The organism is Micromonospora sp. NBC_00330 (assembly GCF_036136635.1).
GTDB lineage: Bacteria > Actinomycetota > Actinomycetes > Mycobacteriales > Micromonosporaceae > Micromonospora > Micromonospora salmantinae.
The window spans coordinates 2,599,331-2,625,445 of sequence record NZ_CP108012.1 but is presented as its reverse complement, the minus strand read 5'-3'; the positions used below and the strand labels follow the sequence as shown (position 1 = coordinate 2,625,445).

Here is a 26,115-nt window from a genome sequence, read left to right as displayed (position 1 = left end):
GTCGAGAGCTGGTGCGGTGAGTGACCTCGCTCCGCTGCGGAGTCGGGTTGGCACGCGAGTCGGCGGGGGCCTACGCGCAATGCGTGGACCCCCGCCGATAGCGGATCTTCAGATCAGGACTCGTTGCTCACAGGCTCGTCGTCAAGGTCTGCCTCTCGACGTCGGCCAGTTCATCGGCGTCCGAGAGGCCATCGGCCTCGGGGCCCGCTGCCTCGGGCGCGGGCTCCTGCGCGGTGTGTGGTGCGGCGAGCACGTCGTCGTCCGCAGCGACGCCGTCGGCCTGCTCGGTCTCCGCATCGACATCGCCGAAATCTGGATCCTCGGCGTCTGCGGCAGTGGACTCGTCGGTGTCTTCGTCGTTGGGCAGCTCGTCCTGCAGGTCACGGCCCAGCGAATCCCGCAGCGTCGTCTCCGACTCGGAGAGGGTGTAGCCGTCGGCGACGAGCTGGTCGAGCCACGCCACTGCCGCCTCGTCATCCAACGCCCACGTCTCATCGCGGGCCGCGTAGCCGAGGTTGCGTTCCTGGACGCAGATCCACTGCGCCACCAGGCAGCGGCGCAACTTGTCCTCCCGAGCCACCACGGCAGCGGCACCATCGACGCCACCAAGAGTGGCGTACAGGCCGTCGACGTCGCGGAACTGCAACCCGTCCACGACGGTGGCCCGAAGCGCCTCCAGGAAGAGCCGCTTCACCGCCCGCGCCGACCCGTATGCGGTGCGGTAGAACTCCCGCCGTACCTCCGCCGCGACTGTCAGACCAGCGAGGTACTCGGCGCGGGCCTGCTCGGCTGCCTCCCGGCGGGCACGTTCCTCTTCCGTGACGCCCCGACGACTGCCGTAGCTCAGGCGCTGGTAGCCATACCGGTCCGGCTCCGCGCAGTAGAAAGTCGTCTGGGCATGGTCGCCGATCTTCTCAACGAACGCTGCGAGCCCCGCCAACGTGGGAAACATCTCTGGGTCGAGCGGGTTGCCGTTGGCGTCGGCGAGCTGCGTGGCGGCCACGGCTGTACCGCTGTAGGGGTAGCCCTTAGGCTTGGACGTCACCTTCACCCCGGCGAGCACCAACTCCGCCTTCGCCCGCTCCTTCGCCGCCGCGAAGGTCCGCTTCGACCGCTCGGCGGCGATGGCGTGCCGGAATCCCCAACTCGACCCGGTGCCCTTCAGGATTCGATCCAGGGCGGCCGGGTCCTCGGTGAACTCGCTGAGCGCGGAGGCATCCTCCAGAGTCAGGGTGCCGGCGTCGGCGGCTCCGCGCGCCGCCTGCGGCAACTCCCGCAGCTTCAAGGTCTGCTTCACCTTGGCCGTCGGGATCGCCCGCACGGTGGCGATCTGCTCGGGCGACCAGTCCAGCAACGTCAGCTGGTGGAACGCCTCAGCCTCCTCGGTGGGGGTCAGCCCCACCCGGTGGCCGTTCTCGGCAAGCTGCGCGACGATCTGCGCCGCAGTCCCTTCGTCGGAGGCGACCCACACCGGCACCTGCTCCATGCCGAGCTCGATCGCCGCGTACTTCCGGCGGTGCCCGATGATCAACTGAAACGCATCCGGCTGCTCTGGCACCGGAATGACGACCAACGGACAGAGAACTCCCACGACCGCCATCGAGGCGGTCAGATCGCTCAGGTCCCCGACGTCGGTACGCAGGTTGCGTGGGTTATCGACCAGCTCGCGGGGGTCAAGGTACTGGGCCCGGACCAGCAGGCTCGCAGGGTCCGCGAGGGCGGTGACCTCGGCGACGCTGAACTTGTCCGGTACGGGTCGGGACAACAGAGTGGTCGTCATAGCAGAGAACGTCCTTTCCAGAACCACAAGGACGCCCTACCCGGCGCGGGAACGGCCGGGTGGGCGGTGCTGGCCCGATTCGCCCGGCCGGCCGATCGGCGCAGCCCCGCACAGGCCCACCCCACGCTCCGTACGACGCACTGACGCGACTGCGACGGTGGGCCTTGCGGGGCCAGCCGCGGACGGCCAGGATCAAGGGCCAGCAACGCAAGCCGGCCTCCCGCCGAGGCGAAAAGAAATCACTCCTGCGGCTGCTCAGCGACGCGATGGCGGTTATCCGCGACTCGTCGGAGCCCTGGGCACGCTGGTCAATGCTGGCTGTGACGCCGATTGATCCGAATGTGACAATCGACAGCGATGGCGGAAAACGTTGAGCAGGCAACAGCGGAACGTAACGAACTGCTAGCCCGGATTGCCGCGCTGCGGCTCCACCAGCGTGATGGGCGTCGCTCGCCTCACAAGCCACTGCTGATCTTGCTGGCGCTGGGGCGCTTGGCAGCCACCGGCTCCAGCGCGATGACGTGGCACGAGGCTCAGCTACAACTGGGGAGTCTGATCGCCGAATTCGGGCCAGCGTCCAGGACGAGCCGGGTGCAGGGAGCGGCGTATCCGTTCACGCGGCTCCGCTCGGATGGCTTCTGGGTCCTTGACCGTGATGTGCCGATGGACAAAGTTGGACCCTTGGCCGTTGAGCCGGTCACCGGACGATTTGACGCTGCGGTAGAGCACGCGCTGTCTGATGACCCCGAGTTGGCTAACTCCGCCGCCCGCGCGTTGGTCGAAGGACATTTCCCGGACACAATCGCTCCGGACGTGCTCAGAGCGGTTGGTCTCGACCCGGCCACCGTGCTCCATGCCGCCGAGCCCATCTCCGAGCTTGCGGGAGCTACCGAACGACGACGGGATCCCAACTGGCGCAAGCTGATCATCCAGGCATGGGATCGTCAGTGCGCCTTCTGCGGATTCGATGGGCAGTTGTACGGCGCCACCGTAGGTATCGACGCTGCCCATGTGCGTTGGTTCGCTCTGGATGGCCCCGACGAGCCGGACAATGGTCTGGCGCTCTGCGCGCTGCACCACAAGCTGTTTGACCGCGGTGTCCTCGGCGTTGACCTGGACCTGCGCATCCATGTCTCCACTACCTACACCGCCCGCACCGATGCCGGCCGGGCCATCTACGACCTGCATGGCAGATCCTTGAAGGCGAGACCTGGAACTGCTATGCCCGCTGACGAACATCTGGAATGGCACCGTCGCTGGGTGTTCAAGGCGCTCCCACTGGCCGCGTAGCCGTGCGGGCAGCTGCTCGACCAGCCTCGCCCGCCGATGTGGCCTGTAGCCGTCCCATGATCGTGAGGGCGGTAGTCCTGCCTTCCTGCGCTTTCAAGGGGTGATGGGCTGCGGACGTCGCGGGTTAGGTGTGCGCGCTGTTACGGTCGGTGGGCGGACCTGCCCCACGTTTGTGGATCGGCAGGTCCTGCTCTGTTTAAGCTGCCCGGTGGCTTCCTCCAGCCTTTTGCCGGCCCTGCACTGCTCGAGTGCCGCTCGATCTCCAGGCGTGTGCCGATGTCGATTACGCGTTCCTTATGTGTCCGGAAGTTCGTCACGCGACCTTTCGGCGTGAGGGCTCCTGCCGTTGCCGACGACGGCCGGATTCCACCGGAACAGGTGTAGCCGGACCACCGTTGCTGGGACCGGCCTACGCTCGTGCCAACAGAGACACCGGCTGTATCCAGCTGGTGAACCTCTATATGGCGGCGCAGGACACCAAGCAGGCGGGGCTGCAGCGGAGACCGGTCGTCTCCGACCGGTGAAACTCCCGGGACAGGGCGTTGGTGACCTCCTCGCGCTGCTCGCTGTAACGGAGACCGGTCGTCTCCGACCGGTGAAACGGCGCGCTGCGCACCAACCTCGGCAGCCGCGTCCTGCTGCAACGGAGACCGGTCGTCTCCGACGGTGAAACCCGGGCGAGCCATCCGCACCGACGAACCGCAATGGTGGCTGCAACGGAGACCGGTCGTCTTCGACCGGTGAAACCCGTCGAACTCGTCCTTAAGCCCAAAGATGAACCGGGCGCTGCAACGGAGACCGGTCGTCTCCGACCGGTGAAACTTCGCCCGCACCAAAGTGGTTCGGTTCGGCGCCACCTGGCTGCAACGGAGATCGGTCGTCTCCGACCGGTGAAACGACAACGCCGCCGCGCTGGATATCCAGGCCCGGGCAGAGCTGCAACGGAGACCGGTCGTCCCAGACCGGTGAAACACGCGCTCAACGCCAACACCCGAGCCACCGGCAACTGGCTGCAACGGAGGCCGGTCGTCTCCGACCGGTGAAACGCACGCCGTGTAGGCGTCGGCCGCGAGCTGGCGACAGCTGCAATGGAGACCGGTCGTCTCCGACCGGTGAGACGTCAGCGGCGCCTCGGGCGTCGACTGGTGGCAGCCGCTGCAACGGAGACCGGTCGTCTCCGACCGGTGAAACTCGAGCGGAACCGGCTGCGTCAGGCGTACTACGACATGCTGCAACGGAGACCGGTCGTCTCCGACCGGTGAAACATGATCAGCTCTCCTGGCCCCAGCTCGTCGGTCTGGGTGCTGCAACGGAGACCGGTCGTCTCCGACCGGTGAAACGCTGCCAGAGCAGCATGAATAGATGAACGCTAATCTAGAGAGGTTTGGTTCGTCGCCCGTTATGCAGAACTTGCCCGGATTTACCGGCTGAGAACCTCGCGCTTGTGGCGCGATCGCCTACGGTTCCGAACCGGGGAGGCAGGCCCCTGCTCAGGGGTGGTGCCCTTCAGTTGTCAAGGTTCGTCGCCGGGTCCGGTATCCGTCAGGCTATGACTGTGGAACAACCAACGTAGCGGTTACGTGAAGATGGGGTGGGCCCAGCGGCCGGGGCGTCGGCGAGGTGCAGGCCGCCCCGTCTATTTGAGGCGATGGGTGGACGGTCCGCAGGCAGTCCGCAAAGTCCGCGACAAGTCCGCAGGATGACCAGTATTGAGCAAGGATGATCAACGTTGTCCAACACGTATACGAGCAGCTCAGAGGACTCTCTTGCTGATCAGTGCTGGTGGGCGCCCACCCCTCAGAAGTTCCGCTTCAACATCTGACACGGACACACTGAGCCCGGTCCACCCTGGGCAGGGCTGCCGGCAATTTCGGCGATGTCGGCTGGGCCGGCTGCCTGCGATGTGCGGGGACCGTCAGGCGAACATCAACAGATCCAGATCCAGATCCAGATCCGGCTCCGCGACGCCGACCGCAGGTTGAAGATCAAGCTGGCGGCCGACCGTCCCGGTCAGTCACGAACCAGCCAGGCCATCGTCCGGACGAAGCGAGGCCCGGTGATGGTGGCGTAGGAGGCGACCAGCGTCGCGTGGCGGCTCTCACGTGCTTGGGCTGCCCTGAGTTCCGACGCGGCGCGTCCTGCATGCCGTTGAAGGTTGTTGCCTTCACTCCTTGTTTCCGTTTCGAGCTGGGTTTGCTGCGCGTCCAGTTCGGCGTGCCGGCGCTGCTCCTGCGCTCGGGCGGCGTCGATCGCATCGGTACGTTGCTTTTCAGCCAGGTCAGAATCCTGCTTCAGGCGGGCAACCTCCTGGTGTAGGCGGTCCCTAATCATCTTCTCCTCGGCGGCGGTGAGGGTTCTCGGCGCGCTCTGCTCGGCTCGCTCCTTGATGTTGTTGCGCCAGGCCAGGAGGTTTTTGGCGCAGCCCTTGCCGATCTGGTTGACGTAGGTGCCTCTGTCTCCGGGGGTGCGCCGAAGGTACGTGCGTTCGCCCCTGCCGCCGTGGTCGGAGACGTAGTAGTCCACGAAGTCGGCGGCCGACTGGAACCCCTGCTGGGCCAGATACCTGATGCGAAGCGTGTTGATGTCCTGTGGGGGGTCATCGGCGATCACCGCATTTTTCAGTGCGGCCTCCACGTGCCGCAGCCGCTTGCTCGCGACGAAGGACTGCCGCAGCGGCGTGCCGTCGCCCAGCTTGGCACGCTCGCTGGACAGTTGCTGCTTCTTGTTCCTCAGTGCGTTGCCGGCGGCGGTCAGGGCCTTTGTGCGCAGTTCCACCGCTTGAGTCCGTGCGACATCGATGGCGACCTGGCGTTGGTGGCGTCGAGCTTCGAGGTCTGCCAGGTGCTGCTGAGCTACGGTGAGTAGCTTCTTGGTTTCAGCGGTGGACTGCTTGATGGACCGGTGGTCCTGGACTGCCTTCCGGCGGGCGAGCGTCTGCGGGTGGTGCTTGTACAGCCAGCGCACCACGAGCACGGCCAGGACTGCAAGGGCGTACCAGAACAGGGGGTTGATCGACAGAAAGCGGTCGCCCCACCCGCCGCCGGCTGCGCCGAGCAGGCCCGCCACTGCGGCTACGCGAGCGGCCGCAAGACGGCGGTCTCGGGGAAAACGCTGCAGGAGCAATTCGGGTTCTGCGTCGGCCGGCGACGGGGTGGCTGGTGCGGTGGTGGGGTGGACGTGGTCGGTCAACCAGTCCGGGAGGTGGCCGGCGTCCGGTGAAGGTCGGCGGGGGGCGGGGATGGTGGTGGCTGCGGCACCGAGCACGGCCGGCGGGTCCAGTGGCGGGATGCGATCGAGGCTGCGGGTGCGCGCGAACGAGGCAAGCGCGTTACTTAGCCTGGCTAGCTGTGGGTCACCCTGTGTGTGCAACTGGGTGAAGGCAGTGGAATTGGCCGGGTCCAGGTAGTCGTCTTTGGCGAACAGGAGGCGTTCGTCGTCCCTGCCTCGCAGTTGCGTCCAGAGCCGCGGGTTGGTGGCCACGGCATAGAGGCTGGTGTAGATCACCCAGGCCGAAAATCGGTCCAGCCCGGGTCCGTAGTCGGCGTCGCGGCGCTCCGGGTGCTGGTAGTCGGCTAGGCCACTCTCCGTGGCCGGGTAGCCAGCCAGCGCGGGCACATACATTCCGTCGTAGTCGACCAGTGTGAGCTTGCCAGTGTCGGTGACAAGCAGGTTGCCGTGCTGCAAGTCGCCGTGGGCGATGCCAGCCTTCTCCATGGCCGCGACGATGTCCACAAGCTGTCCGGCGAGGTGGAACACCTTCTCCTGGTCGGTGTGGTGGCGATCCAACCAGCGCAGCAGTTCCTGCGCCTCTGCCCACTGCATCTTGAGTAGAGGGAAGGTGCTGCCGTTGATGGCCAAGCCATCAGGCTGGTAATTGAAGTGGACCAGGGCGTCGTGGTGCAACTTGTTCAGGGCTGTGTCGACGGCCGCGTAGCGCCGTTGCTGGTGTTCCACGGGACGGGTAAAGCACTTGACGGCCCATCGCCCGGTCGTGCTGGTGACCTTGAAGACCGAGGCGAAGTTGCCCGACAGCGGATCCGGGAACCCGAGCAGGTCCTGCTTGACGGTTCCCGAACGCAGGTCCGGGTCCGTGAACGCAGTCTGTGGGTGTTGCAGGGCGTCAACGTACGCGCTGCCGTTCGGAAAGGCCGGGGTGCGCTGCGGGGCCACGGTCGATCGTCCTCGCTTACTGGATGTTGATGCGCAGCAGAGTGGTGTCGTCGTTGCGCAGGGCCTTGTCGCCTCGTAGGTCCTGGACCCATTGGTCGAAGTCGTTGTCCGTTTCCAGGCTCTGCAGGGTGCGCCACGGCGTGGCGCCGGCTGCGGCTTGGGTGAGGAACCAGCAGGCCAGGGCGTCGCTGGCGAGGTGGATGGTGTCTCCGCGTTGCCAGGTGGTGCTCAAGTGGGTGACGTGCTTGGCGATGGCGGCGGGTTCCTTGGGCCGGGACGGGGCCAGTGCCGGGCTGGTGTTGAATCCGGTCGGGTCGTCCATCGGGAACGCGGTGATTAGCGCGTCGGATCGGATGTGGAAGAGGCAGGAGTCGCCGAGCGCCCACGCCTGCAGTGGCCCGTCCTCGTCTGTGGTGCCGGGCATGAGCCGGGCGCCGATGATGGTGGCGTAAGAGCCTTGTTCCAGGCCGTCATCCTCGTACCAGGCGATGGGTTCCCCCTGCTCCTCGCGCAGCTGCCGATAGTTGGCCTCAATGGCGTCCCAGCGGCTGGCCGAGGCGAGGATGCCTTCCGCGAGGTGTTCGGTGGGTTCGGCGTCGGAGAACTGACTGACCAGTTCGTTGGCCCACTGCCGTGCCAGCAGTGCCTCGCTGGCGCCATCGGCGATGGCGGCAGCCAGCCAGGGGCCGTGGAACTCTCCGGCTGCCTCGCCCGACTGGCCGGGGCCGACGGCGGCGGCGTCCTCATACTCCTGCCAGGATGATCCGACCTTTGGCACCCGGAAGGTGGTGACGATCGCGCGCATCTACCCCGGTCCTCGGCCGGTCAGCGCAGGTCCGACGCGCGGGTACCGATGTCCAGGAACTGCACCACCGTGGTGACGTCGGCGTTGAAGACGAAGCCCCTGCTGCTGTCGTCGACAGGCAGGCCTTGTTGGGAGGCGTAGGCGCGCATGTGCGCGGGAAGTGGCGAGCTCATGGAGAACAGGAGCCGCGCGTAGTCGTCGGCGGGTAGGGCGGCTTCCTGTCCGGGGAAGATGGTGGGCTGGCCTCCTTCGCTGGACACGTGCAGGTTGAACAGCAGCACGTTGCCGTCGGTGGAGGTGAGCTCACGCAGCTTCGCGGCGTCGGAGGTGGGGTCGCCGTCGGTCGATGCCCCGTCGCTGAGGTTCAGCACTACCGGCGGAAACGAGTCCGGATGTTCGGTGAGGAACTGGTCCACCAGCGTGTAGGCCTGGCGCAGCGCCTGACACATCGGTGTGCCGTTCTGCGCCACTGGTTCCACCCAGATGGGGAAGCGGGTGGATTGTTCGACTAGGCCGCCGGCACCGTCGGACACCTTCTTCTGCCGGGTCTCGATCCGCGCGGGGTTGATGGCCACCTGGGACAGCGGCACCAGGTCCCGGCCGGTCAGTTCGCCGCTGAACGCCGAGGCTGCTCCGGCGCCGTAGCCGATGACAGCGACGTGGAAGTAGTCACGAACGCCGCCTTCCTTGGCGCATTTGATGGTCAGTTCCCGCAGCAGCCGGTTGAGGGCATCGGCGACCACGTCGGCTTTGCGCTGGTTAATCTCCGCGTCGCCGACTGTGTCGATCATGGAGTGGGACTGGTCGAGCAGAAACACGAAACAGCTGGGGTTGGTGCGGCTGATCTCGGCCGTATAAGGCATGGGCTGACCTCCGGGGGTGTGGGGGAGCGGCCGCGGTCGCGGCCAGCCAGTGGCGATGGTGTTCAAGGGGTGGTGTGGTCGCTCCACCAGTCCGCGGCTGGTGGACGGCTGGGCTGAGCCGTCAGCGGGCTGGTGGCGTGCGGTGGGGCCGCGCTGGCGGCCGGGTCGCGCGTGTGCGCGGTAGCGGTAGGCGGCGGTGCTACGGCGGCCACCTGCGGATCAGACTGGTGGCGTCTCCGGCTGGGCCAGCCCTTGATCGGCGGCGTATGGGTGGTGGCCCACCGGGACAGCAGCGTGCGGTCGACCAAAGTGATGTTGCACAGCTTGGCGACATCGCGAGCGGGGTTGGTGACGTGCGCGGTGGTCACCAGCAGGGGGACATGGGCACGGTGGACATCGCGGGCGGTACCGGCAAACCGTTGAACGTCCGGGCTGGTTAGCTTGGAGCTGTACCGCTTGCATTGCACCACGACCTTGCGGCCGTCCGGCGTGTATCCGACCACGTCACAGCCCATATCACCGGACCTGCCGGACACTGTGACGCGCCTGAAACCTGAGCGGCGCATGAGGCGGGCCATGAAGTGCTCGAACTCTGTGCCGGTCATGCTGTCGGTGACAGCGATGTTGCGTTCGTACTCCGCCAGCCGCCGGGCCTTGACGAACTTGAGGTAGAACGCACCAGCGAAGGCAGCCACGATGATGAGGATGACCAGCGCGAGGACGACGGGATGGTCCTGAGCTAGCTGCATCACTAGGCCAGGGAGGATAAGTACCGCCACAACGACGCCAGCGATCCATCCGCCACCAGAGCCGGCCCTGCTGCTCGATTTACCCGCCGCCATAACCCCCACCAAGATCGCGGAACGTCAGAACGCACCTGCGGAATGTAAGAGCAGGGTCTGACGATTCCATAGAAGATGATCTAAGAGAGTGGGTGTCGGAATCTCGACAGATCAACTCACAGCCGCACGCCAGTCCCCGGAGACGGTACTCGAGCACCTACTACGGGTCTTCGAGGCCACGTCCGCGATGGCCGTCTCTTACACCACCAGTGCCGACGTGACTCGGACCGAGGCTGGTGACTCGGAGGGCAATGGGCAGGAGCCGCAGCCGCAGCCGCAGCCCGGGCGGGGGTAGACCTGAGCGGTGAGGCAGGCCAGGTGTCCCACTATTTCTGCCAGTGGCTGTAGAGGGGGCCGCGCTCGAAGAGGCGGTCGAACTCGGAGGGGGTTGATGTCGACGCGTGGGGCGTCGCGGACTGGCGGACGATCAAGGAATCGCCGCATTGCTATTGGTTGGACTGCTACTGGTCGTCGGCGCGTGGGTCCGCTGGCGATTGCCCTAGCGGGTTGTAGGTTTCAATCGGGCGCCAGGACCGAATCGACTGGGTCCGCCAACTACGAGCTCCTGGGGACCCTGGACTATTGTCCAGCGTCCCCAAGCGTCCGTGATATTTCACGACCGATTCAGGGGGCCGGGAAGGCCCGGCAGAGGTTGGCACTCACCTCGCCGCTGACCTGCACGCCCATCACGGTTCGGCACTTTCTAACAGGTGCCGGTAGACCGGCTGGATCTCTGGGGGTCAAGGAGTCGAGCCGTTCTTGAACGCCTCGGTCTAGCGGATAGTCGCTCAGGCTGGGTGGTCGTGTAGGAACGATCGCGCTGCTGCCTTCATGGCCGCCACCGCGTCTTCTGCCTCCCTGTACGTTGCGCCCCATCCGGCGTACAACTCTAGGAAGTGATCGCCGACCGGTCGTAGCTCCGGCCGGCCGGAGTAATAGGCCTGCCAGTAGATTTCGTGCGCCAGATCCTCGGGGTCACCCTGTCCGGCAAGTATGTTCGCCGCGGCCTGGCGCATGAGGTGTAGCCGGGCGGCGCTCTTGTCCGGGACGGGACTGCCCAGCTCATCCATCGCCTGCCGGAACAAGCCGACGGCTTCCCGCGACTGGCCCTTCGAAAGGCCGGCGAGCTCACGCAAGCTCGGAGAGTCGACGCCTCGGGTCAGAGCGTGAGCGGCCGCCATCGGCAGGTCATCGCCGATCGGCTCGTCCATCGCCAGGCGGATGCCAAGGTCGCGCAGTTGCTCCATCCCGGAGAGGCTAGGCGGTGCGCGAAGCGCCTGCCAAGGCGTCGACGATGGATCGCAGCTTCGGGGACGCGTGGCAAGGCGGGCAACCTCGACGGAGGGTTGGGGCCACAGGCGGGCACAAGACACCGGATGCAACCTGTGCGCGTCCGAGGTGCGGCACCGGCAGGGCCAAGATCATGCCGTTTCCAGGCCGTCGGAGGGAAACCCGCAATGCCGACTGCTGACCATCAATGCCAGGCGTAACAGCAGGTCAAGAGCCAAGTCGTCCGCTTTGGTCGGCTACGCCCCCGCCGTTGATCAATACAACGCCAAGTGACGGTGGCAGGCGCCCTGAGCTGCACCTCAGGGCGCTGCCGGCGTGGCTGGTCCCACCAGATGCTTGACAGAGCCGTCCCAGGACAGGCTTGACGGTTCGACCTAGGTTTCCTGCGGCGGGCGAGGCCCGACGACGGCGGCGTAGATCTCGTCGTACAGCTCCTCGTCAACATGCGGCTGCTGTGTACGTGCGTGGCAGATCGAAGGACCGCAAGAGTTGGTCGACACAATCCCGCTGGTGCTCAGCGCCTCGACGGAGTGGGACCGGGACTAATCACCCGCAAGACGCAGCTTGACCCGGCGTCCTCGAGTCCGGCGACTGGTGTGGTGGTCCGTGGCTGGCGTTCACGGACGCCGAGTGGGCCGGCGAGCCCGGCACAGTCCAGCTCAACCGCGGTGAAGGGGCCTCGACCCAGCAGCCGACCCGATGGCTAGTGGGCCGCGAGGCGGCAGACATAGGTCCTGTATGTCGAGACCCACTGGGTGACTCCGTCCTCGGGGAGGGCGCGGTCAGTCCCCGTTGAACAGGAGTTGTCGGTGGTGGGGGCGTCGGGGCGCGGCCTCTAGCAGCGATGCGAGCTGCAGTATCGCCTGGGCGGCCGCCCGCACGCTCTCATCCTTGGATCGCTCGACGATCGACTGAAGTTCGGTTTCCAGCCTGGCCGTCTGGCGGCTGTTGAACCAGGTGTCGTCGTAGGGATCGACTCCGGAGAGCAACGGGTAGCGGGATGGCTCCGATGCAGCCAAGGAGCAGAGAGACGCGACACCCGCGGCGTCCGTCAGTTGCTCTACGACGGCACCGCTGTACTCCCGGACCTCCACACTCATTCCCACGGCCTCATCGTGCCGGAACGGGGATCGCAGGATGAGCCCCGTGCCCCCGAAGCACCCGATTCTGGCAGGCATCTGGTGAGAGGCCAGTGTCGAACGTGTCCTGTGACAGGCGCAGCCGGGCTGCTGGGCGTGTCTAGTCCCACGACATGCTTGACGAATCCATCCCAGGACATGCACGACAACCGGCCTTGACGGTACGACCAGCCCGCTGACGATGGGTGACAGCCGAGCTTGGCATGATCGCAGCCAGTTCCCAGGGGTGTGTGCTGTGCTGGTAGCGCTGGAGGATGTATGCCATACCTGCCTGATTTGACCACGGTGTTGGTCGACGGTGCTCGGATCACCCAAGGCGGCGTCGAGTACGTGATCAAGGCGCATCCGGTCGGCATGGTGACGCTGCCGAGTGGTCAGGTCGTCGGTTGCGATCCGTTGATTGCCCCCGAAACAGCGGCACCGTTCACGGTCACCGTCGAGCCTGGCCGGTATCGACTGGCCGCGTGGGTCGCGGCGGTCCACCAGAGCGGGAGCGAACCGCAGGACCGCACGGCCGCTCTCCAACTCGTTGTCAAGGAACAGCCGACGGTGCGCTGGGAACTGGCGTTGACGGACGGGCAGGAGCCCGTCGAACTGGAGGCGGACGGGTTCTTCGGCTATCCCGTTGACGCGGGCGTGGGCACACTGGCAGACGCGATGGCCCTGCGGGCGCTGGCCGATTGGAAGTTCGACCAGGTGGACGAGGTCTTCATCCCGGCGCAGGTGCCGCCCGCACCTGCCGCTGTCGATGCGATCGCGGATGAAGCGACCGGAGCTAACGTGATCATCGTTAGCTCCGGGTGGGGCGACGGCATCTACCCGACCTTCGTTGGTTTTGCCGCCGACGGCGAGGTAACCAGCTACGTCACTGATTTCCTGGTCATCCCAGACCCGACGCCGTGATCATCGCCGCGCTGGCAGCACTGCTTGGCGTCGGCTACCTGGTGACAGCCGTGCTGCTGCGCCGGCGCCAGCGCTCACATCAGTAGTTACTGGAAGCTGGCGCGCCGACAGCGGCTCAAGATCATGCCGTTCCGGGACCAGAGTCGCCGTTCACTCGTGCCGGTGCGTCTTCCGGAGGCTCAAGGTGGGCCGGCATCCCATACCAGGGGGTGTCCATCCCACCTGAAGAGATGACACGCTGTGCGGATGCGACAGGTCACCGTACTCGGCAGTTCCGGTGCCTTTCCCGAGCCAGGCCGGGCCTGTAGCGGCTTCGCTGTGGACTGGGACGGCTACCGCGTGGTGCTTGACCTTGGGTACGCCACACTGCCGCGGTTGCTCAAGCACTGGCCCGATGGTGCGGTGGACGCTGTCGTCATCACCCACGAGCACCCGGATCACTGCGTCGACCTGCACGGTCTGTTCAGGATGCGGTTCTACGGTCAGCCCGGGGGACCACGGCTGCCGTTGTTCTGCCCGCCCGGCGTGCTCGACCGGCTCAGCGGCCTGGAGCCCGATGTCGACCTGCACGCGGTATTCGACCTGCACCCTTTACCCGGCAGCTACCCGGTCGGGCCATTCGACCTCACCGGGCTGTCTCTGCCGCACTTCGTGCCCAACGCCGGCATCCGGCTTCAGGCCGACGGAATTGCCGTGGCCTACTCGGGGGACACGGGGCCGACTCCCGCGTTGGCCGAACTGGGCCGTGGCGCCGACCTGTTCATCGTCGAGGCGACGGACCACGACGGCGAGACCAGCCGTCCCACCCGTAACCTCATGACCTCCACGGAAGCCGGTCTATGGGCTCGCCGGGCGGGTGCCCGCCGCCTGTTGCTCACCCACTTCTGGCCAGGCAATGATCGGGCAGCCGCAGTGGCCGCCGCGCAGGTGGAGTTCGACGGTGCCGTGTTGGCGGCTGAGGAAGGACTCACCCTGATGCTGGGGACACCAGATAGCTGACTGCCCCTCACTCAACGAACGTGCCGTCCGGATTCATGATCTCGTCACGCACCAGCGGTACGAATGCCGACCAGGTCCCGTGATCCACGGCGACCGACATGCGGATGCGCCCGTCGCCGTCATCAAGGGCGTAGCTCACCACGTTGTACCGCGTACCGTCCGCGCCGATGACGGTGTTCACGTCCTTGTCGTCGAGCATCGCCCGCCAGGCGCCGTAGTCGACGCGTTGCCATTCAGCAAGGCGTTCCTCGGCAAGCCTTGCCGCCAACTCGTTCCGCGGTCCCACTCACTCAGCCTTCCAGCCCTCCCGTGGCCGTTAGGTTGTGGGGCGTGGAAGACAGCACAGGCGCAGCCTGACGGGCTGGCATCCGAGCGGCGGGCCTGACGGCTGGTGGGGCCGTCCCGCGGCAGACAGCCCGTTCGTCATGTCGAGAACGGCCGAGTGGCTCCGTCCTCGGGGAGGATGCGGTCACCGTGACCGCACCAGAGCAGGGAGATCCAGCATGGCGATCCAGCGGATGGACAACGTCCTCATCGTTGTCGAGGACCTCGACGCGGTCATCGCGTTCTTCGTCGAACTCGGCATGGAGCTGGAGGGGCGGGGGCCGGTCGAGGGGCGGTGGGTGGAGCGCGTCATCGGGATCGACGACGTCCGGCAGGAGGTCGCGATGCTGCGGACCCCGGACGGCCACGGCAAGGTCGAGCTGGCGATGTTCCACCGACCGACGGCGGTCGGCGGGGAACCGAAGAACGCGCCGGCGAACACCCTGGGCATTCGACGGATCATGTTCGCCGTCGACGACATCGAGGACGTGATCACCCGGCTGCGCGGCCACGGCGCCGAACTCGTGGGGGAGTTGGAGCGGTACGAGGACGTCTACCGGCTCTGCTACGTCCGCGGCCCGGAGGGCATCCTCGTCGGACTGGCCGAACAGCTCACCTGAGACTCGACGCAGCCAACTACGGATCCGGCTCGCGGCCCTTCACCGCCGCGCCTCCGGCGCAGCCACGTGCATACCGGAAATACGGATTTGATCAGCCGATCCGTCAGGTCAACCGGGTGCTCGCCTGCTGGCCGGCCCGTCCGTCGCATTCGAATTCGTCCAGTTCGGCAGTTCGTACGGGCCGCACACGTGTGAGCCTGTCGCACACGTCGATGAGGCATCGGTGTGATCCCACCTTGTGGTCGCATTTCGAGACGGACCTGGCCTGTCCACCATTCGAGATGGACCCCTCGTAAGTCCTGGATGGACCGTGTCATGACAAGCCACCGGAGCGGTCTTCAGAGCGTTCGGATCCAGTCCGAACGGCCCTGCCCGTCACCTAGCGGACGCCCCTTGAACAAAGTTTGTGGGAAGCTTGAATCTGCTGATGGGGGCAGGTGCGAGCAGCGGGGGCTCATGGTCGCGCAATTCAGGCTGCTGGGCGACGTCGAGGCCTTCATTGACGGCAATCCGATTGACCTGGGGCATGTCCGTCAGCGATGCGTGCTGGCAGTTCTACTGGTCGAGGCGAACAAGGTCGTTCACGTCGACCAGTTGCTCGACAGGGTGTGGGTGGACCGGCCGCCGCAACGCGCACAGGGTGCGCTCTACAGCTACCTCTCCCGGTTACGGCGCTGTCTGAGGAGCGCCGACGACGTCGCCATCGTCCGGCAACAGGGCGGTTACCTGCTCAAGGTCGATCCCATGATGGTGGATCTGCACCGTTTTCAGGAGTTGGTCTCCCGCGTCCGGCTCGCCGTGGACGACGACGACGCGCTGCGGCAGTTCGACGAGGCGATCGGGCTGTGGCGCGGTGATCCGTTCGCGCGCCTGGACACCCCCTGGTTCAATTCCCTGCGTACCGCTCTGCGTCAGGCACGGCTGGCCGCCGAGCGTGACCGTACCGACATCGCCCTGCGTCGCGGTCAGCATTCGGCGTTGTTGTCCGAGCTGTCGCGTGAACTGGCCGAACAACCATTGGACGAGCGTCTCGCCGGCCAGCTCATGCTGGCGCTGTCCCGCTCCGGTCGACAGGCGGAAGCCCTCGACCAGTACCAGCAGATCCGGCAACGCCTGGCCGACGTGTTGGGCATCGACCCGGGGCGTGACCTGCAGGAGCTGTTTCTCCGGATCCTCCATGGCGATCGTGAGTTCGCCGCCTCGGCCGTGGTGCGGGCACCTACGGAGCCGGCCACGGCTCATCCGCCCCGACAACTGCCACCGCCGCCGGCGCACTTCGCCGGCCGGGCTCGTGAGCTTGCGGCGCTGACCCACGCCGTGGACCGCCAAGCCGGAAGCGGGCCCGCCATCATGACTGTCGCGGGGATGGGTGGGATCGGTAAGACCTGGCTCGCGTTGCGGTGGGCCCACGACAACCTGGACCGGTTTCCCGACGGACAGTTGGCTGTCAACCTGCGCGGCTTCGAGCCCACCGCGGAGGCGCTGCCACCGGCGGTAGCGCTACGCGGCTTCCTCGACGCCCTCGGTGTGCCGCCCGGTGCGGTGCCGCCGGACCTGGACGCGCAGGTCGGGTTGTACCGCAGCATCGTCGCCGGTCGGCGAATGCTGATCGTGCTCGACAACGCCCGCGACGCCGAACAGGTCCGTCCGTTGCTGCCCGGTGTCGCGGGCTGCGTGGTGGTGGTGACCAGCCGACAGCAGTTGTCCGGCCTGGTGGCGGTCGAGGGCGCCCACCCGGTCACGCTCGACCTCCTCGGCACCGCTGACGCCCGGGAGCTGCTGGCACGTCGACTCAGCGGCGGCCGGGTGGAGTCCGAACCGCAGCCGGTGGACGACATCGTCGAGCGGTGTTCCGGGTTGCCGCTGGCGCTGGCGATCGTGGCGGCCCGCGCGGCGACCCAGCCCGGGTTTCCGCTCGCCGCGCTCGGCCGGGAATTGGCCGAACTGCAGGGCGGCCTTGACGGCTTCTCCGGCAGCGGGGACCCGGCCACCGACCTACGGTCGGTGTTCTCCTGGTCGTACCGCGCGCTGGGCGAGCCGGCGGCGCGGCTGTTCCGCCTGCTCGGGCTGCACCCTGGGCCGGACACCTCGGTGCGGGCCGCCGCCAGCCTCGCCGCCGTGCCGGAACGGCAGGTACGTGGCATCCTCGCTGAACTGACCCGGGCGCAGCTTCTGGTGGAGTGGGTGCCGGGCAGGTACACCTGCCACGACCTGCTGCGAGCGTACGCGGCGGAACTGGTCGAGTCGGAGCCTGCGGAGGTACACCGCGACGCCCTGCACCGGATCGTGGAGCACTACCTCCACAGCGCTCAGTGCGCCGACCGGCGGCTGTCCCCGCTGCGGAATCCGAGCGAGCCGCCACCAGTCCAGGTGGGCGTTCAGCCGGAGGAGCCAGCGGACAACGCCCAGGCGTTGTCCTGGTTCGCCGAGGAGTACGCCGTGCTCAGGCAGGTGGTCGAGCTGGCCGCCAGGCACGGGCTCGACCGGTACGTCTGGCAGCTCGCCGCGTCACTGACCACCTTTCTGAGCCGCCGGGGGCACTGGGAGGACCTCATCGCCGTGCAGAACCGCGCGTTGGCTGCCGCCGAGCGCAATGGTGACCGGGCGGCGCGGGCACAGGCGCACCAGGACATCGTTCCCGCCTATTCGGAGACCGGCCGGCTCGAATTGGCCCGGGCCCACCTGGAACGCGCACTGGTGTTGCTGGACGAACTCGCCGACCGGGTGGGCCAGGCGCACGCGCTGTTGACATTGAGCTGGGTCAGCGACAAGGAAGGCGATCAGGCGGCAGCGTTGCGCCATGATCAACGCGCGCTGAGGCTGTTCCGCGACAACGGGCATCAGGCAGGTGCGGCCCGCGCTCTCAACGCGCTCGGTTGGGATCACGCAATGCTCGGGGAGTACCAGGAGACGGTCCGCTACTGCCAGCAGGCTGTCGTCCTGCAACGTCAGCTCGGGGACCGGACCGGCGAGGCGAACAGCTGGGACACGCTCGGCTATGCCCATCACCATCTCGGTCACTACCAGCGGGCGGCCCGCTGTTACCGCCGGGCGCTGAAACTCAACCGGGAACTGGGACACCGCTACAACGAGGCGGAGGCCCTACGGCACCTGGGTGACACCCAGCAGGCCCTCGGCCACCCGGAGGCCGCCAACCTCTGCTGGCTGCGCGCCCTGGAGATCCTCACAGCGATCGGGCATCCGGAGGTCGAACAGGTCCGCGACAAGCTCGCCGCGATTCAGGGCGTGCTTGCGGATGCTCGCCCGCGGTCGGCTGGCTTCGCGAGGCCGCCAGCCGACCCGACCGCGCTGACCAAACCTCGCTGAGCCCGGGGGATGCGCCGAGTGCCAGGCCCCGATCCCGGCCACTGTTGGTTACGCTTCAGCCATGTTCCGTGCGGCCCGGTCGGACGACTTCGAGCAGATCATCGGCCTCTACCGGCAACTGAACCCCGACGATCCGGTGCTGCACGACGGATCTGACGTGGCGGCCTTCCAGCAGATCCTGGGCTCGCCGGCGCTGCATCTCTTCGTCCTCGACGTGGATGGTGTCGTCGTCGCCACGACGTACCTCAACGTGATCCCGAACCTCACCCGGTCGGCGTCGCCGTACGCGGTCATCGAGAACGTCGTCGTCGAGGAGTCGCGGCGCGGCACCGGCCTGGGTCGGCTGATCATGGCCGGCACACTCCAGGCCGCCTGGGATGCGGGCTGCTACAAGGCGATGCTCATGACGGGTTCGCGTACGCCTGCGACGCACGCCTTCTACCGGGCCTGCGGGTTCTCACCGGACGCCAAGACCGCATATCTGGCCCGACCGTCGCAGCGAAGGCCGGACCGCTAGGCAGCGGGGAAGGTTTGGCGCAGCGCCGGGTCCAGCGGGCGGCCGCTCGTCGGTTCGATGAACAGGTTCGCGAGCAGGAGGTCGGCGAGGTAGGTGGGGTTGACGCCCGACTCCTTGCGCCCGAGGGACTGTAGCGCGCCACCCAGTCGCAGGGCGGCCTTCGCGGCGCCGGACGGCATCCGTGTGACCCGGCGGGGTCGGCCCACCGCCTCGGCGATGCGCCCGATCATGTCGGCCCAGGTCAGGTTCTCGTCGGCGACCGGGATGTCCGCACCGCTGGCCTGCTCCAGGGCGTCGACAGCGACCTCGGCCACGCTGCGGGCGGAGGCCGCGGCGCTGCCGCCGGTCGGGGCGACCAGCGGGGTACGCGAGCGCGCCCACCGGTCCAGCGGACCGGCCCAGTTGGGCAGTCGATCCCCGGCCCTACCGAAGACGAAGGGCAGTTCGAGTACGGCGACCGGCAGGCCCTCGCCGGCGGCCGCCCGCCCCTCGCGGGCCTGCTCCAGGCGGCACCGGATGTACGTGTGCCGTTCGGCGAGGCGCCACTGCGGGTGGAGCCGGTCGAAGTAGGTGTAGTAGGAGCCCATCACGACGCCCCGGGTGAGACCTTCGAGGCGGGCCGCGGTGAACAGGCGTACCACCGGGTCGACGTTGTCGCGGCGGAACTCGGGATAGATCGGCTTGGGCAGCGGTCGTTGCTCCTCGGTGCGGGTGGCGTACACGACGCCGTCGTGACCGGCGAGCAACTGCCGCAGGTCCTCGATCGACGCGGACCCGACATCGAGCCGATGGTCGACGCCCGGCTGGGCGGTACGCGCCACAGTGGTCGCGGTGTGACCACGCTCCCGGAGCACGTCCACGACGTGAGCGCCGATCAGGCCGCTGCCACCCACCACAAGAATTCGCACGGTGCATCGTCCACTCTGGAACCCCGTCCTTGTCAAGCGGCTGCCGCTGCGGCACCGTCGCGGTCCGACCAGAATGGCATCCGGAGGTGATCGACGATGGTTGACCAGGAGAGCGTGCCCAAGCTGTGTTCGGTGGTGCTCGACTGCACCGATGCGAGGGCGCTGGCGGAGTTCTATCGACAGCTGTTGGGCCTCGTCTACCGGCCCGGTGACGAACCGCCGGCGGCCGGCACGGACGACGAACGCGGCAGTGACTGGCTGGTGCTGCGGTCGCCCGGTGGCGGACCTCAGATCGCGTTTCAGCAGGTGGAGCATCTGCCCGAGGCGACGTGGCCGACGAATACCGTGCCCCAGCAGCTGCACCTGGACCTGACAGTGGAGTCCGTCGAGGAGTTGCTGGTCCAGCATGAGCGTGTTGCTGCGCCTCGGCGGCCGGCTGTTGTACGACCGCATCGACGACCCGGACGAGCCTCTGCGCGTGTACGCCGACCTGGCCGGGCATCCCTTCTGCGTCTTCGTCGGCTGAGCGGTCTGCCGCCGCCCGGCCGAGCGCAGGTTGACAACGGGCGAGGATGGCGTCGGTAACCCCGACATTCGCATAGGTTCGAGGTACGCAACACCACCGCTGTGAAACGGGGTTGAGGATGCCGGAGCCGCGCGCCTTCTGGCTGGACGAGCAGTTCGACCGTGAGCATGGCACCGACGGGCGCGGCCGGTACGAGGCCGAGGTGTTTCGTCGGATCGACGAGTTCGCCGACACCTGGGGTGACTTCGCGCCCGTGGCGTTCGCGGTGACCGCCTGGCGGCTGGCCACCGAGCTGTCGCCGGGCTTCGCGCGGTGGCACCGGCGGATCATCTCGGCGACCTGCGCGCGCAGCCCGTGGGACGGCAGCCTGGTCTGCGAGGTGACAGTGGCCTCCCGCTGGCCGGCCGAGCTGACCTGGACCAAGCAGTGGCAGCGCGACCGTGGTTGGCAGGACTGGCCCCAGCTGTTCGGCCAGTTCACCACACCCACCGAGCAGGACCAGACGCGCCGCCCGCATCTGCGCGCGTTGCTCCAGGTGGAGGCGCCGGTCCCGCTCGACGACCTGCCGCCGACGCCCGACGGTCCGGACGACGAGGTCGCCGCGGCGGCGCGCCGCGCCGTGGCGGTGCTGGCCCGGGAGCTCAACGACCTCCTCGCGCCGATGATCGGGCAGCTCGACGCCGGGGTGCCGGCGGACTCCTGAGAAGCCCGCCGGCCGGTATGGTCGTCGGCGTGGATCTGGACGACACCGCAGCCCGGCTCGGGGTGCCCGTCGAGGAGGTCGACCGCGTGCACTGGCTCGCCGGTGACGGGCCGTCAGCTCCGTTGCCAGCCAAGGCCGACGCGCCCGCGCTCCTCGACCGGCTCGCCGTGCGCCCGGACGACGCCGCCGAGGTCATGGCGGGCTGGCCCGACCCCGACTCTCCGCTCTGGACCCCGGAGCTGCGCTGGCTGCTCGACCGCTCGATCGCCCTGGTCCGCGCCGACCTCGCGGGCTACGACTGGCTGTCGCCCGGCCCGGAGCTGCCGCGAGAGCGCGGGCCTGCCTGGCGCCATCTCTACGTGTACGCGTACCTGGCCCTGGTTGACGTGGTGCGCGGGTACCACCGCGACCACGGCATCCCCGATGCCGTGACCTGGGTGACCCTGGCTGACCTGGGCCGTAACCTCGCCATCGACCGACGGATGCGCGGCGAGGGCTGGCCGATCATGCAGAGCTGGCTGACGCAGCACTCGCGCGGCAGCGTCTACGAGCTGGGCCGACTACAGCACCAGCGTGGCGCCGGCGCCATCGGCCTGCACGTCCCCGATTCGGGGCCGTTGACCCCGGAGGCGGTCGCGGCGTCCCTCGACGAGGCCCGCGCGTTCTTCCCCCGGCATTTTCCCGACGAGCGCTACACCGCGTTCTCCTGCGCCTCGTGGCTGCTCGACCCGCAACTGCGGGAGTACCTTCCGGAGGACTCCAACATCGTGCGGTTCCAGCGCCGGTTCGAGCTGGAGCCCTACGACGAGTCGGCAGGGCCGGACGCCGACATCGAGGTGCTGCGGTTCGGGTTCCGGACCCTGACCACGCCGCTCGACGAGCTGCCGCGCCGCACGGTGCTCGAGCGCGCGATCATCGACCACCTGCGGGCCGGCGGCCACTGGCACTGGCGCCACGGCCGCTTCCCGATCTAGGGCGTGTGTCCCACCACGCGTCGTTGGCGGCGGTGTGGGTCGCCGGTTCGATGACTTCCCACACCTCCGCGATCAATCCGTCGGCGATGCGTAGGACGTCGACGACCACGATCTCCGGCCCTCCATCGGGGAGTCGGCGTCGCGAGTGCACCACGACGTGGTCACCGTCGGCCAGGAGGTGCAGGATGTCGACCCGCATGCCGGCGGTCGGGCCCAGCGCGGCGCGGACCGCGGCGAGCCACTGCGTCCTGGTCGAGGTCGTCGAATCCGACCGGTGATGGGTGAAGTCCTCGCTCAGGTACGACGCGAGCGTGTCGACGTCGCCGGTGTCGACCAGCCCTGCCAACGCACGTCCGACGATGCTCTTGTTCTCGGTGGTCATGGCCGCAAGTGTTCGCCCGGCCTCGTGCGCTTGTCGATGACATCGCACTTCATGGCGTCCCGAGCGACGATGAGTAGGCTCATGATCGTGTATGCGGTCGGGGAACTCCTGCGGCAGTGGCGCAAGCGCCGGGGGCTCAGCCAACTCGACCTGGCGATCGCCGCGGATGTCTCGGCTCGGCACGTCAGCCTGGTCGAGACCGGCAAGTCCACGCCGAGCGCCGACATGATCCTCCGGCTCGCCGATCAACTCCACGTGCCACTGCGTGATCGCAACCAGTTGTTGCTCGCCGCCGGATTCGCGCCCCGGTACGCGCAGCGCCCGCTCGACGACACTGCCCTGGCGGGTGCCCTCGACGCGGTCCGCAGGGTGCTTCGGGCGCACGAGCCCTATCCGGCGCTGGTCTTCGACCGCCGGTGGAACATCGTGTTGACCAACCGCGCGGTCGACCCGTTCTTCGCGTACGCGGCGCCCGACCTGTTGCGGCCGCCGGTGAACCTGGTTCGGCTGGGCCTGCACCCGCGTGGGCTCGCCCCCCTGGTCGTCAACCTGGCCGACGTGCGGGCGGTGTTCCGCAGCCGGATCTCGCGCCAGCTCGCCGCCGCGCCCGACGCGGAACTCGCGGCGCTCTACGAAGAACTGCTGAGCCCGCTGCCCGAGGAGCCGCCGGACCAACGGGTCGACGCCGACGTGGTGATCCCGATGATCCTGCGGATCGGTGGACGCGAGCTGCGGCTGTTCTCGACCATCACCACGTTCGGCACCCCGATGGACATCACCATCGAGGAGATCGCTGTGGAGTCCTACTACCCGGCGGACCAGCAGAGCGCCGCCTACTTCACACGGTAGGGCCCGGCCTGGTCACCGCCCAGGCCGGGCCCACCACGTGCTGGTCAGCCGGTGGTCAGGACGAACCTCTCCCAGGACCCGACCGACGTCCGGTTGGCGATCAGTGATCCAGCGCCGGCGTTCTCGGCGGCCACGATCTGGTTGTTGGCCAGAGCCCGCAGACCGACAGTCCCGTCGGAGTTGTTGATGATCTGGAACGTCTCCCACGGTCCGATCGTCGTGCGGTTCGCGATCAACGGATTGGCGCCCGCGTTGTCGGCGCAGACGTACAGCCCGTTGGCGCGGGATCGCAGGGCGATGTTGCCGTTGCCGGCGTCCACCCGGTCGAACTGCTCGGTCGTCGAGACGCTGGCCTTGTTGGCGATCAGCGGGTTGGTGCCGACGGCCGACACGTACTGGTTGTTGACCTGCGCCCGCAGCGTGATCCCTCCGCTGGGGGTGGTGGTACCGGTGGTGAAGGTGAACGCGTCCACGTCGAACAGGTTGCCCGAGCCACCCTTGAACACCAGGTACAGAGTGGTCGACGCGCTCGGCGGGTTGCTGATGGCGGTGGAGACGTCGACGAAGGTCTCCCAGTCACCGGTCACCGGCACCGTGGCGGTGCCCAGCAGGGTGCCGGTTGCCGACCCGGCGCGAACCTCGATGGTGCCGCCGGCGCCGGCCGAGGAGACCCGCGCGGTGAACCGGTTCGCGTTGGACAGGTTGTACGGCTGGTAGGAGATCCAGTCGTTGTTCTCGATGAACCCGGCCGTGCGGCCACCCTCGGCGTTGGTGTGGTCGGTGGCCTGGACACCGGACTGGGCGCTGAAGTGCTCACCCTGGCGGTGCTTGGGTTGCAGCGTCTTGATGCTGTGCGTGGTGAGCCCACCGTTGTCGGTGTACGCGGCGTCGAAGACCCCGTAGATGTTGGCCGCCGAGTCGTGTTCACCGTCTGTCGGCACGGTGATCGTGCCGCTGCACCCGGTCTTCGAGGTGATCTGGTGGGCGTGGCTGTCGTGGCCCAGCGCGTACGTCAGGCTCACCTTGGAGCAGTCGATGGTGCCGTCCTGCGGGTCGCTCACCGAGATCTGGTACGGCACCGTGTCACCGAAGGTGAACAGCTGGCCGTCGGTGGGCGAGGTGAGGGACACCGTCGGTGCGGTGTTGCCCACTGTGACGATCAGGCTCGCCGTGCCGGACAGGCCGGTCGGGTCGGTGACCTTCAGGGTGGGGCTGTACGAGCCGTTGGTGGTGTACGTCTTTGTGGGGTTCGCCGCCGTCGACGTGGTGCCGTCGCCGAAGGTCCACAGGTAGCTGAGCGCGCCGCCCTCGGGGTCGGAACTGCCGGCCGACGAGAAGTTGACGGTCAACGGGTTGGCCCCCGACGTGGGGTTCGCCGAGGCGACAGCGATCGGGCTGCGGTTGCCGCCACCGATGTACTCGATCCGGAAGAGCGCCTGGTTGTTCGAGCCGGTGCCGTAGTCCAGTACGTACAGGGCGCCGTCCGGGCCGAAGGCCATGTCCATGACCTGGGTGCCGGTCCACGGGAAGTTGGAGATCTCCCCGCGCGAGCCGTCGGAGTTGATCGCGATGGCCTTGATCCAGCGGCGGCCGTACTCACCGGCGAAGAACTGACCGTTCAGCGAGGCCGGGAACTTGATGCTGGAGTTGAGCGAGGCGTCGTACCGGTAGACCGGCCCACCCATCGGCGACTCCGAGCCGCTGCCGAACTCCGACGGCGAACCGGAATCGCCTGCGTACTTGATCCAGGCCGGCTTCGCCGCGGGCAACGTGCCGAGCCCGGTGTTGCGGAACGAATTGTTGGTCGGCCCGCCCGTGCAGTTGTACTTGGACTGCGACGGCCCGGACGGGAAGGTGTATTCATTGTATGTTTCCGTGCTGGTGTTGCTGCCGGTGCAGTACGGCCAGCCGTAGTTGCCGGGCGCCGCGATGCGGTTGAACTCGACCTGACCGGAGGGGCCACGGCTGGAGTTCGTGGACCCGGCGTCGGGGCCGTAGTCGCCGAGGTAGACGACACCGGTCGCCTTGTCGACGCTCATCCGGAACGGGTTGCGCAGACCCATCGCGTAGATCTCCGGGCGGGTGCCCGACGTTCCGGGCGCGAACAGGTTGCCCGACGGGATCGTGTACGTGCCGTCCGCCTGCGGCTTGATCCGCAGCACCTTGCCCCGCAGGTCGTTGGTGTTGCCCGCCGAGCGCTGGGCGTCGAACTGCGGGTTGCGGTTGGTCCGTTCGTCAAGCGGCGCGTAGCCGGACGACTCGAACGGGTTGGTGTCGTCGCCGGTGGTCAGGTACAGGTTGCCGGCGCCGTCGAAGTCCAGGTCACCACCGACGTGGCAGCACTGCCCACGGTCGTTGGCGACCTGGAGCACGATCTTCTCGCTACCCAGGTTGAGCGTGTCGTCGCTGTTCAGGGTGAACCGCGACAACCGCAGGTGCCCCTTCCACCGGTCCCAGTCGGACTGCGAGCCGGTGGTCGGTGCGTCCCCGGACGGGGTGCTCAGCGTGGGGGAGTAGTACAGGTAGATCCACCGGTTGCTGGCGAAGTTGGGGTCGACGGCAACGCCCTGCAACCCCTCCTCGTCGTGCGTGTAGACCGACAGGGTGCCGGAGACCTTGGTGTTGCCGGCCACGTCGGTCACCCGCAGGACGCCGTTGCGGGCGGTGTGCAGCACCGAGCGGTTGGGCAGGACGGCCAGGGACATGGCCTCACCGAGCTCACCCGAGCCGGTGGCGAGCTTGACCTGCTGATAGTCCGAGGCGGGGATGACCGCCGCCTGCGCGGTGGACGGTGCGGCCACAGCCAGGGCCACGCTCGCGACGGTGGTGACCGCCGCGAGGAGGGCCCGGGGCCAGCGCCGGGGGTACGAGAGCATGATCGTCCTTTCTCGACGACCGGTGGAC

20 protein-coding genes and 1 pseudogene are annotated in these 26,115 nt (G+C 67.7%); 10 read left to right on the top strand and 11 right to left on the bottom strand.

The genetic code is table 11. From position 1 onward, the window contains the following. Window positions 1-127 precede the first annotated feature (127 nt). Window positions 128-1,780: a ParB/RepB/Spo0J family partition protein gene (locus OG598_RS11660; protein WP_328654424.1), complete on the bottom strand. Its 1,653-nt coding sequence runs from the start codon at window positions 1,778-1,780 to the stop codon at window positions 128-130. A 357-nt stretch (window positions 1,781-2,137) separates the two neighbouring features. Between OG598_RS11660 and OG598_RS11655 the strand changes: the two genes are divergently transcribed. Continuing rightward, window positions 2,138-3,070: a phosphorothioated DNA-binding restriction endonuclease gene (locus OG598_RS11655; RefSeq protein WP_328654423.1), complete on the top strand. Its 933-nt coding sequence runs from the start codon at window positions 2,138-2,140 to the stop codon at window positions 3,068-3,070. A 2,010-nt stretch (window positions 3,071-5,080) separates the two neighbouring features. Here OG598_RS11655 and OG598_RS11650 read toward each other — a convergent pair. The 6 genes from OG598_RS11650 to OG598_RS11625 all read right to left on the bottom strand — a co-directional run bounded on the left by OG598_RS11650 (window position 5,081) and on the right by OG598_RS11625 (window position 12,146). Then, window positions 5,081-7,240, bottom strand: coding sequence for a protein kinase domain-containing protein (locus tag OG598_RS11650; protein WP_328654422.1), 2,160 nt, complete (start codon window positions 7,238-7,240; stop codon window positions 5,081-5,083). 16 nt (window positions 7,241-7,256) lie between these two features. Next, the gene (locus OG598_RS11645) at window positions 7,257-8,045 is read right to left on the bottom strand and encodes a hypothetical protein (protein ID WP_328654421.1); all 789 of its coding nucleotides are present in this window, start codon (window positions 8,043-8,045) and stop codon (window positions 7,257-7,259) included. A gap of 20 nt (window positions 8,046-8,065) precedes the next feature. Further along, window positions 8,066-8,863, bottom strand: coding sequence for a hypothetical protein (locus OG598_RS11640; RefSeq protein ID WP_328654420.1), 798 nt, complete (start codon window positions 8,861-8,863; stop codon window positions 8,066-8,068). Window positions 8,864-8,970: 107 nt separating this feature from the next. Then, window positions 8,971-9,657: a restriction endonuclease gene (locus tag OG598_RS11635; RefSeq protein ID WP_328654419.1), complete on the bottom strand. Its 687-nt coding sequence runs from the start codon at window positions 9,655-9,657 to the stop codon at window positions 8,971-8,973. Between the two features lie 881 nt (window positions 9,658-10,538). Further along, the gene (locus OG598_RS11630; RefSeq protein WP_328654418.1) at window positions 10,539-10,997 is read right to left on the bottom strand and encodes a hypothetical protein; all 459 of its coding nucleotides are present in this window, start codon (window positions 10,995-10,997) and stop codon (window positions 10,539-10,541) included. A gap of 825 nt (window positions 10,998-11,822) precedes the next feature. Then, a complete protein-coding gene (locus tag OG598_RS11625; RefSeq protein WP_328654417.1) occupies window positions 11,823-12,146 on the bottom strand; it encodes a hypothetical protein in 324 nt (107 codons plus the stop codon). A 291-nt stretch (window positions 12,147-12,437) separates the two neighbouring features. Here OG598_RS11625 and OG598_RS11620 point away from each other — a divergent pair, with 291 nt between their 5' ends. Both OG598_RS11620 and OG598_RS11615 read left to right on the top strand, forming a co-directional pair. Further along, on the top strand, window positions 12,438-13,082 hold the full coding sequence (locus OG598_RS11620; RefSeq protein WP_328654416.1) for a DUF4241 domain-containing protein: 645 nt from the start codon (window positions 12,438-12,440) through the stop codon (window positions 13,080-13,082). Between the two features lie 246 nt (window positions 13,083-13,328). Further along, on the top strand, window positions 13,329-14,081 hold the full coding sequence (locus tag OG598_RS11615) for an MBL fold metallo-hydrolase (RefSeq protein WP_328654415.1): 753 nt from the start codon (window positions 13,329-13,331) through the stop codon (window positions 14,079-14,081). Between the two features lie 7 nt (window positions 14,082-14,088). Here OG598_RS11615 and OG598_RS11610 read toward each other — a convergent pair whose 3' ends face one another. Then, window positions 14,089-14,367, bottom strand: a complete 279-nt coding sequence (locus tag OG598_RS11610) for a hypothetical protein (RefSeq protein ID WP_328654414.1) — start codon at window positions 14,365-14,367, stop codon at window positions 14,089-14,091. A gap of 217 nt (window positions 14,368-14,584) precedes the next feature. Here OG598_RS11610 and OG598_RS11605 point away from each other — a divergent pair, with 217 nt between their 5' ends. The 3 genes from OG598_RS11605 to OG598_RS11595 all read left to right on the top strand — a co-directional run bounded on the left by OG598_RS11605 (window position 14,585) and on the right by OG598_RS11595 (window position 18,869). After that, window positions 14,585-15,025, top strand: a complete 441-nt coding sequence (locus OG598_RS11605; protein ID WP_328654413.1) for a VOC family protein — start codon at window positions 14,585-14,587, stop codon at window positions 15,023-15,025. A gap of 543 nt (window positions 15,026-15,568) precedes the next feature. Continuing rightward, window positions 15,569-18,352: an AfsR/SARP family transcriptional regulator gene (locus OG598_RS11600; protein ID WP_328654412.1), complete on the top strand. Its 2,784-nt coding sequence runs from the start codon at window positions 15,569-15,571 to the stop codon at window positions 18,350-18,352. 61 nt (window positions 18,353-18,413) lie between these two features. Then, window positions 18,414-18,869: a GNAT family N-acetyltransferase gene (locus OG598_RS11595; protein ID WP_328654411.1), complete on the top strand. Its 456-nt coding sequence runs from the start codon at window positions 18,414-18,416 to the stop codon at window positions 18,867-18,869. Here the strand turns inward: OG598_RS11595 and OG598_RS11590 are convergent. Continuing rightward, the gene (locus OG598_RS11590; RefSeq protein WP_328654410.1) at window positions 18,866-19,777 is read right to left on the bottom strand and encodes an NAD-dependent epimerase/dehydratase family protein; all 912 of its coding nucleotides are present in this window, start codon (window positions 19,775-19,777) and stop codon (window positions 18,866-18,868) included. The genes OG598_RS11595 and OG598_RS11590 overlap by 4 nt on opposite strands. Window positions 19,778-19,873: 96 nt before the next feature. On the opposite strand from OG598_RS11590, the pseudogene OG598_RS11585 reads away from it, so the two are divergent. From OG598_RS11585 to OG598_RS11575, 3 genes and pseudogenes are all read left to right on the top strand, one after another. Continuing rightward, window positions 19,874-20,137, top strand: a pseudogene (locus OG598_RS11585) (VOC family protein); the annotation flags it as partial. Between the two features lie 284 nt (window positions 20,138-20,421). Continuing rightward, window positions 20,422-21,006 carry a hypothetical protein gene (locus OG598_RS11580; protein WP_328654409.1) on the top strand — a complete coding sequence of 195 codons (585 nt, stop codon included), beginning with the start codon at window positions 20,422-20,424 and terminating at the stop codon, window positions 21,004-21,006. Window positions 21,007-21,035: 29 nt separating this feature from the next. After that, window positions 21,036-21,980 carry an acyltransferase domain-containing protein gene (locus tag OG598_RS11575; protein ID WP_328654408.1) on the top strand — a complete coding sequence of 315 codons (945 nt, stop codon included), beginning with the start codon at window positions 21,036-21,038 and terminating at the stop codon, window positions 21,978-21,980. Here the strand turns inward: OG598_RS11575 and OG598_RS11570 are convergent. After that, window positions 21,919-22,362, bottom strand: coding sequence for a nuclear transport factor 2 family protein (locus tag OG598_RS11570; RefSeq protein WP_328654407.1), 444 nt, complete (start codon window positions 22,360-22,362; stop codon window positions 21,919-21,921). The two genes, OG598_RS11575 and OG598_RS11570, sit on opposite strands and share 62 nt — an antisense overlap. An 81-nt stretch (window positions 22,363-22,443) precedes the next feature. Here OG598_RS11570 and OG598_RS11565 point away from each other — a divergent pair, with 81 nt between their 5' ends. Next, a complete protein-coding gene (locus OG598_RS11565; RefSeq protein ID WP_328654406.1) occupies window positions 22,444-23,211 on the top strand; it encodes a helix-turn-helix domain-containing protein in 768 nt (255 codons plus the stop codon). 44 nt (window positions 23,212-23,255) lie between these two features. Here OG598_RS11565 and OG598_RS11560 read toward each other — a convergent pair whose 3' ends face one another. After that, complete coding sequence (locus OG598_RS11560; protein ID WP_328654405.1) at window positions 23,256-26,087, bottom strand: PQQ-dependent sugar dehydrogenase; 2,832 nt, start codon at window positions 26,085-26,087, stop codon at window positions 23,256-23,258. Window positions 26,088-26,115: the final 28 nt, after the last annotated feature.

Coding starts and splice junctions, on each gene's coding strand:
- OG598_RS11660 (WP_328654424.1), bottom strand. CDS start 1,780: ATGACGACCACTCTGTTGTCCCGACCCGTACCGGACAAGTTCAGCGTC.
- OG598_RS11655 (WP_328654423.1), top strand. CDS start 2,138: ATGGCGGAAAACGTTGAGCAGGCAACAGCGGAACGTAACGAACTGCTA.
- OG598_RS11645 (WP_328654421.1), bottom strand. CDS start 8,045: ATGCGCGCGATCGTCACCACCTTCCGGGTGCCAAAGGTCGGATCATCC.
- OG598_RS11635 (WP_328654419.1), bottom strand. CDS start 9,657: ATGCAGCTAGCTCAGGACCATCCCGTCGTCCTCGCGCTGGTCATCCTC.
- OG598_RS11630 (WP_328654418.1), bottom strand. CDS start 10,997: ATGGAGCAACTGCGCGACCTTGGCATCCGCCTGGCGATGGACGAGCCG.
- OG598_RS11620 (WP_328654416.1), top strand. CDS start 12,438: ATGCCATACCTGCCTGATTTGACCACGGTGTTGGTCGACGGTGCTCGG.
- OG598_RS11615 (WP_328654415.1), top strand. CDS start 13,329: ATGCGACAGGTCACCGTACTCGGCAGTTCCGGTGCCTTTCCCGAGCCA.
- OG598_RS11605 (WP_328654413.1), top strand. CDS start 14,585: ATGGCGATCCAGCGGATGGACAACGTCCTCATCGTTGTCGAGGACCTC.
- OG598_RS11595 (WP_328654411.1), top strand. CDS start 18,414: ATGTTCCGTGCGGCCCGGTCGGACGACTTCGAGCAGATCATCGGCCTC.
- OG598_RS11580 (WP_328654409.1), top strand. CDS start 20,422: ATGCCGGAGCCGCGCGCCTTCTGGCTGGACGAGCAGTTCGACCGTGAG.
- OG598_RS11570 (WP_328654407.1), bottom strand. CDS start 22,362: ATGACCACCGAGAACAAGAGCATCGTCGGACGTGCGTTGGCAGGGCTG.
- OG598_RS11565 (WP_328654406.1), top strand. CDS start 22,444: ATGATCGTGTATGCGGTCGGGGAACTCCTGCGGCAGTGGCGCAAGCGC.
- OG598_RS11560 (WP_328654405.1), bottom strand. CDS start 26,087: ATGCTCTCGTACCCCCGGCGCTGGCCCCGGGCCCTCCTCGCGGCGGTC.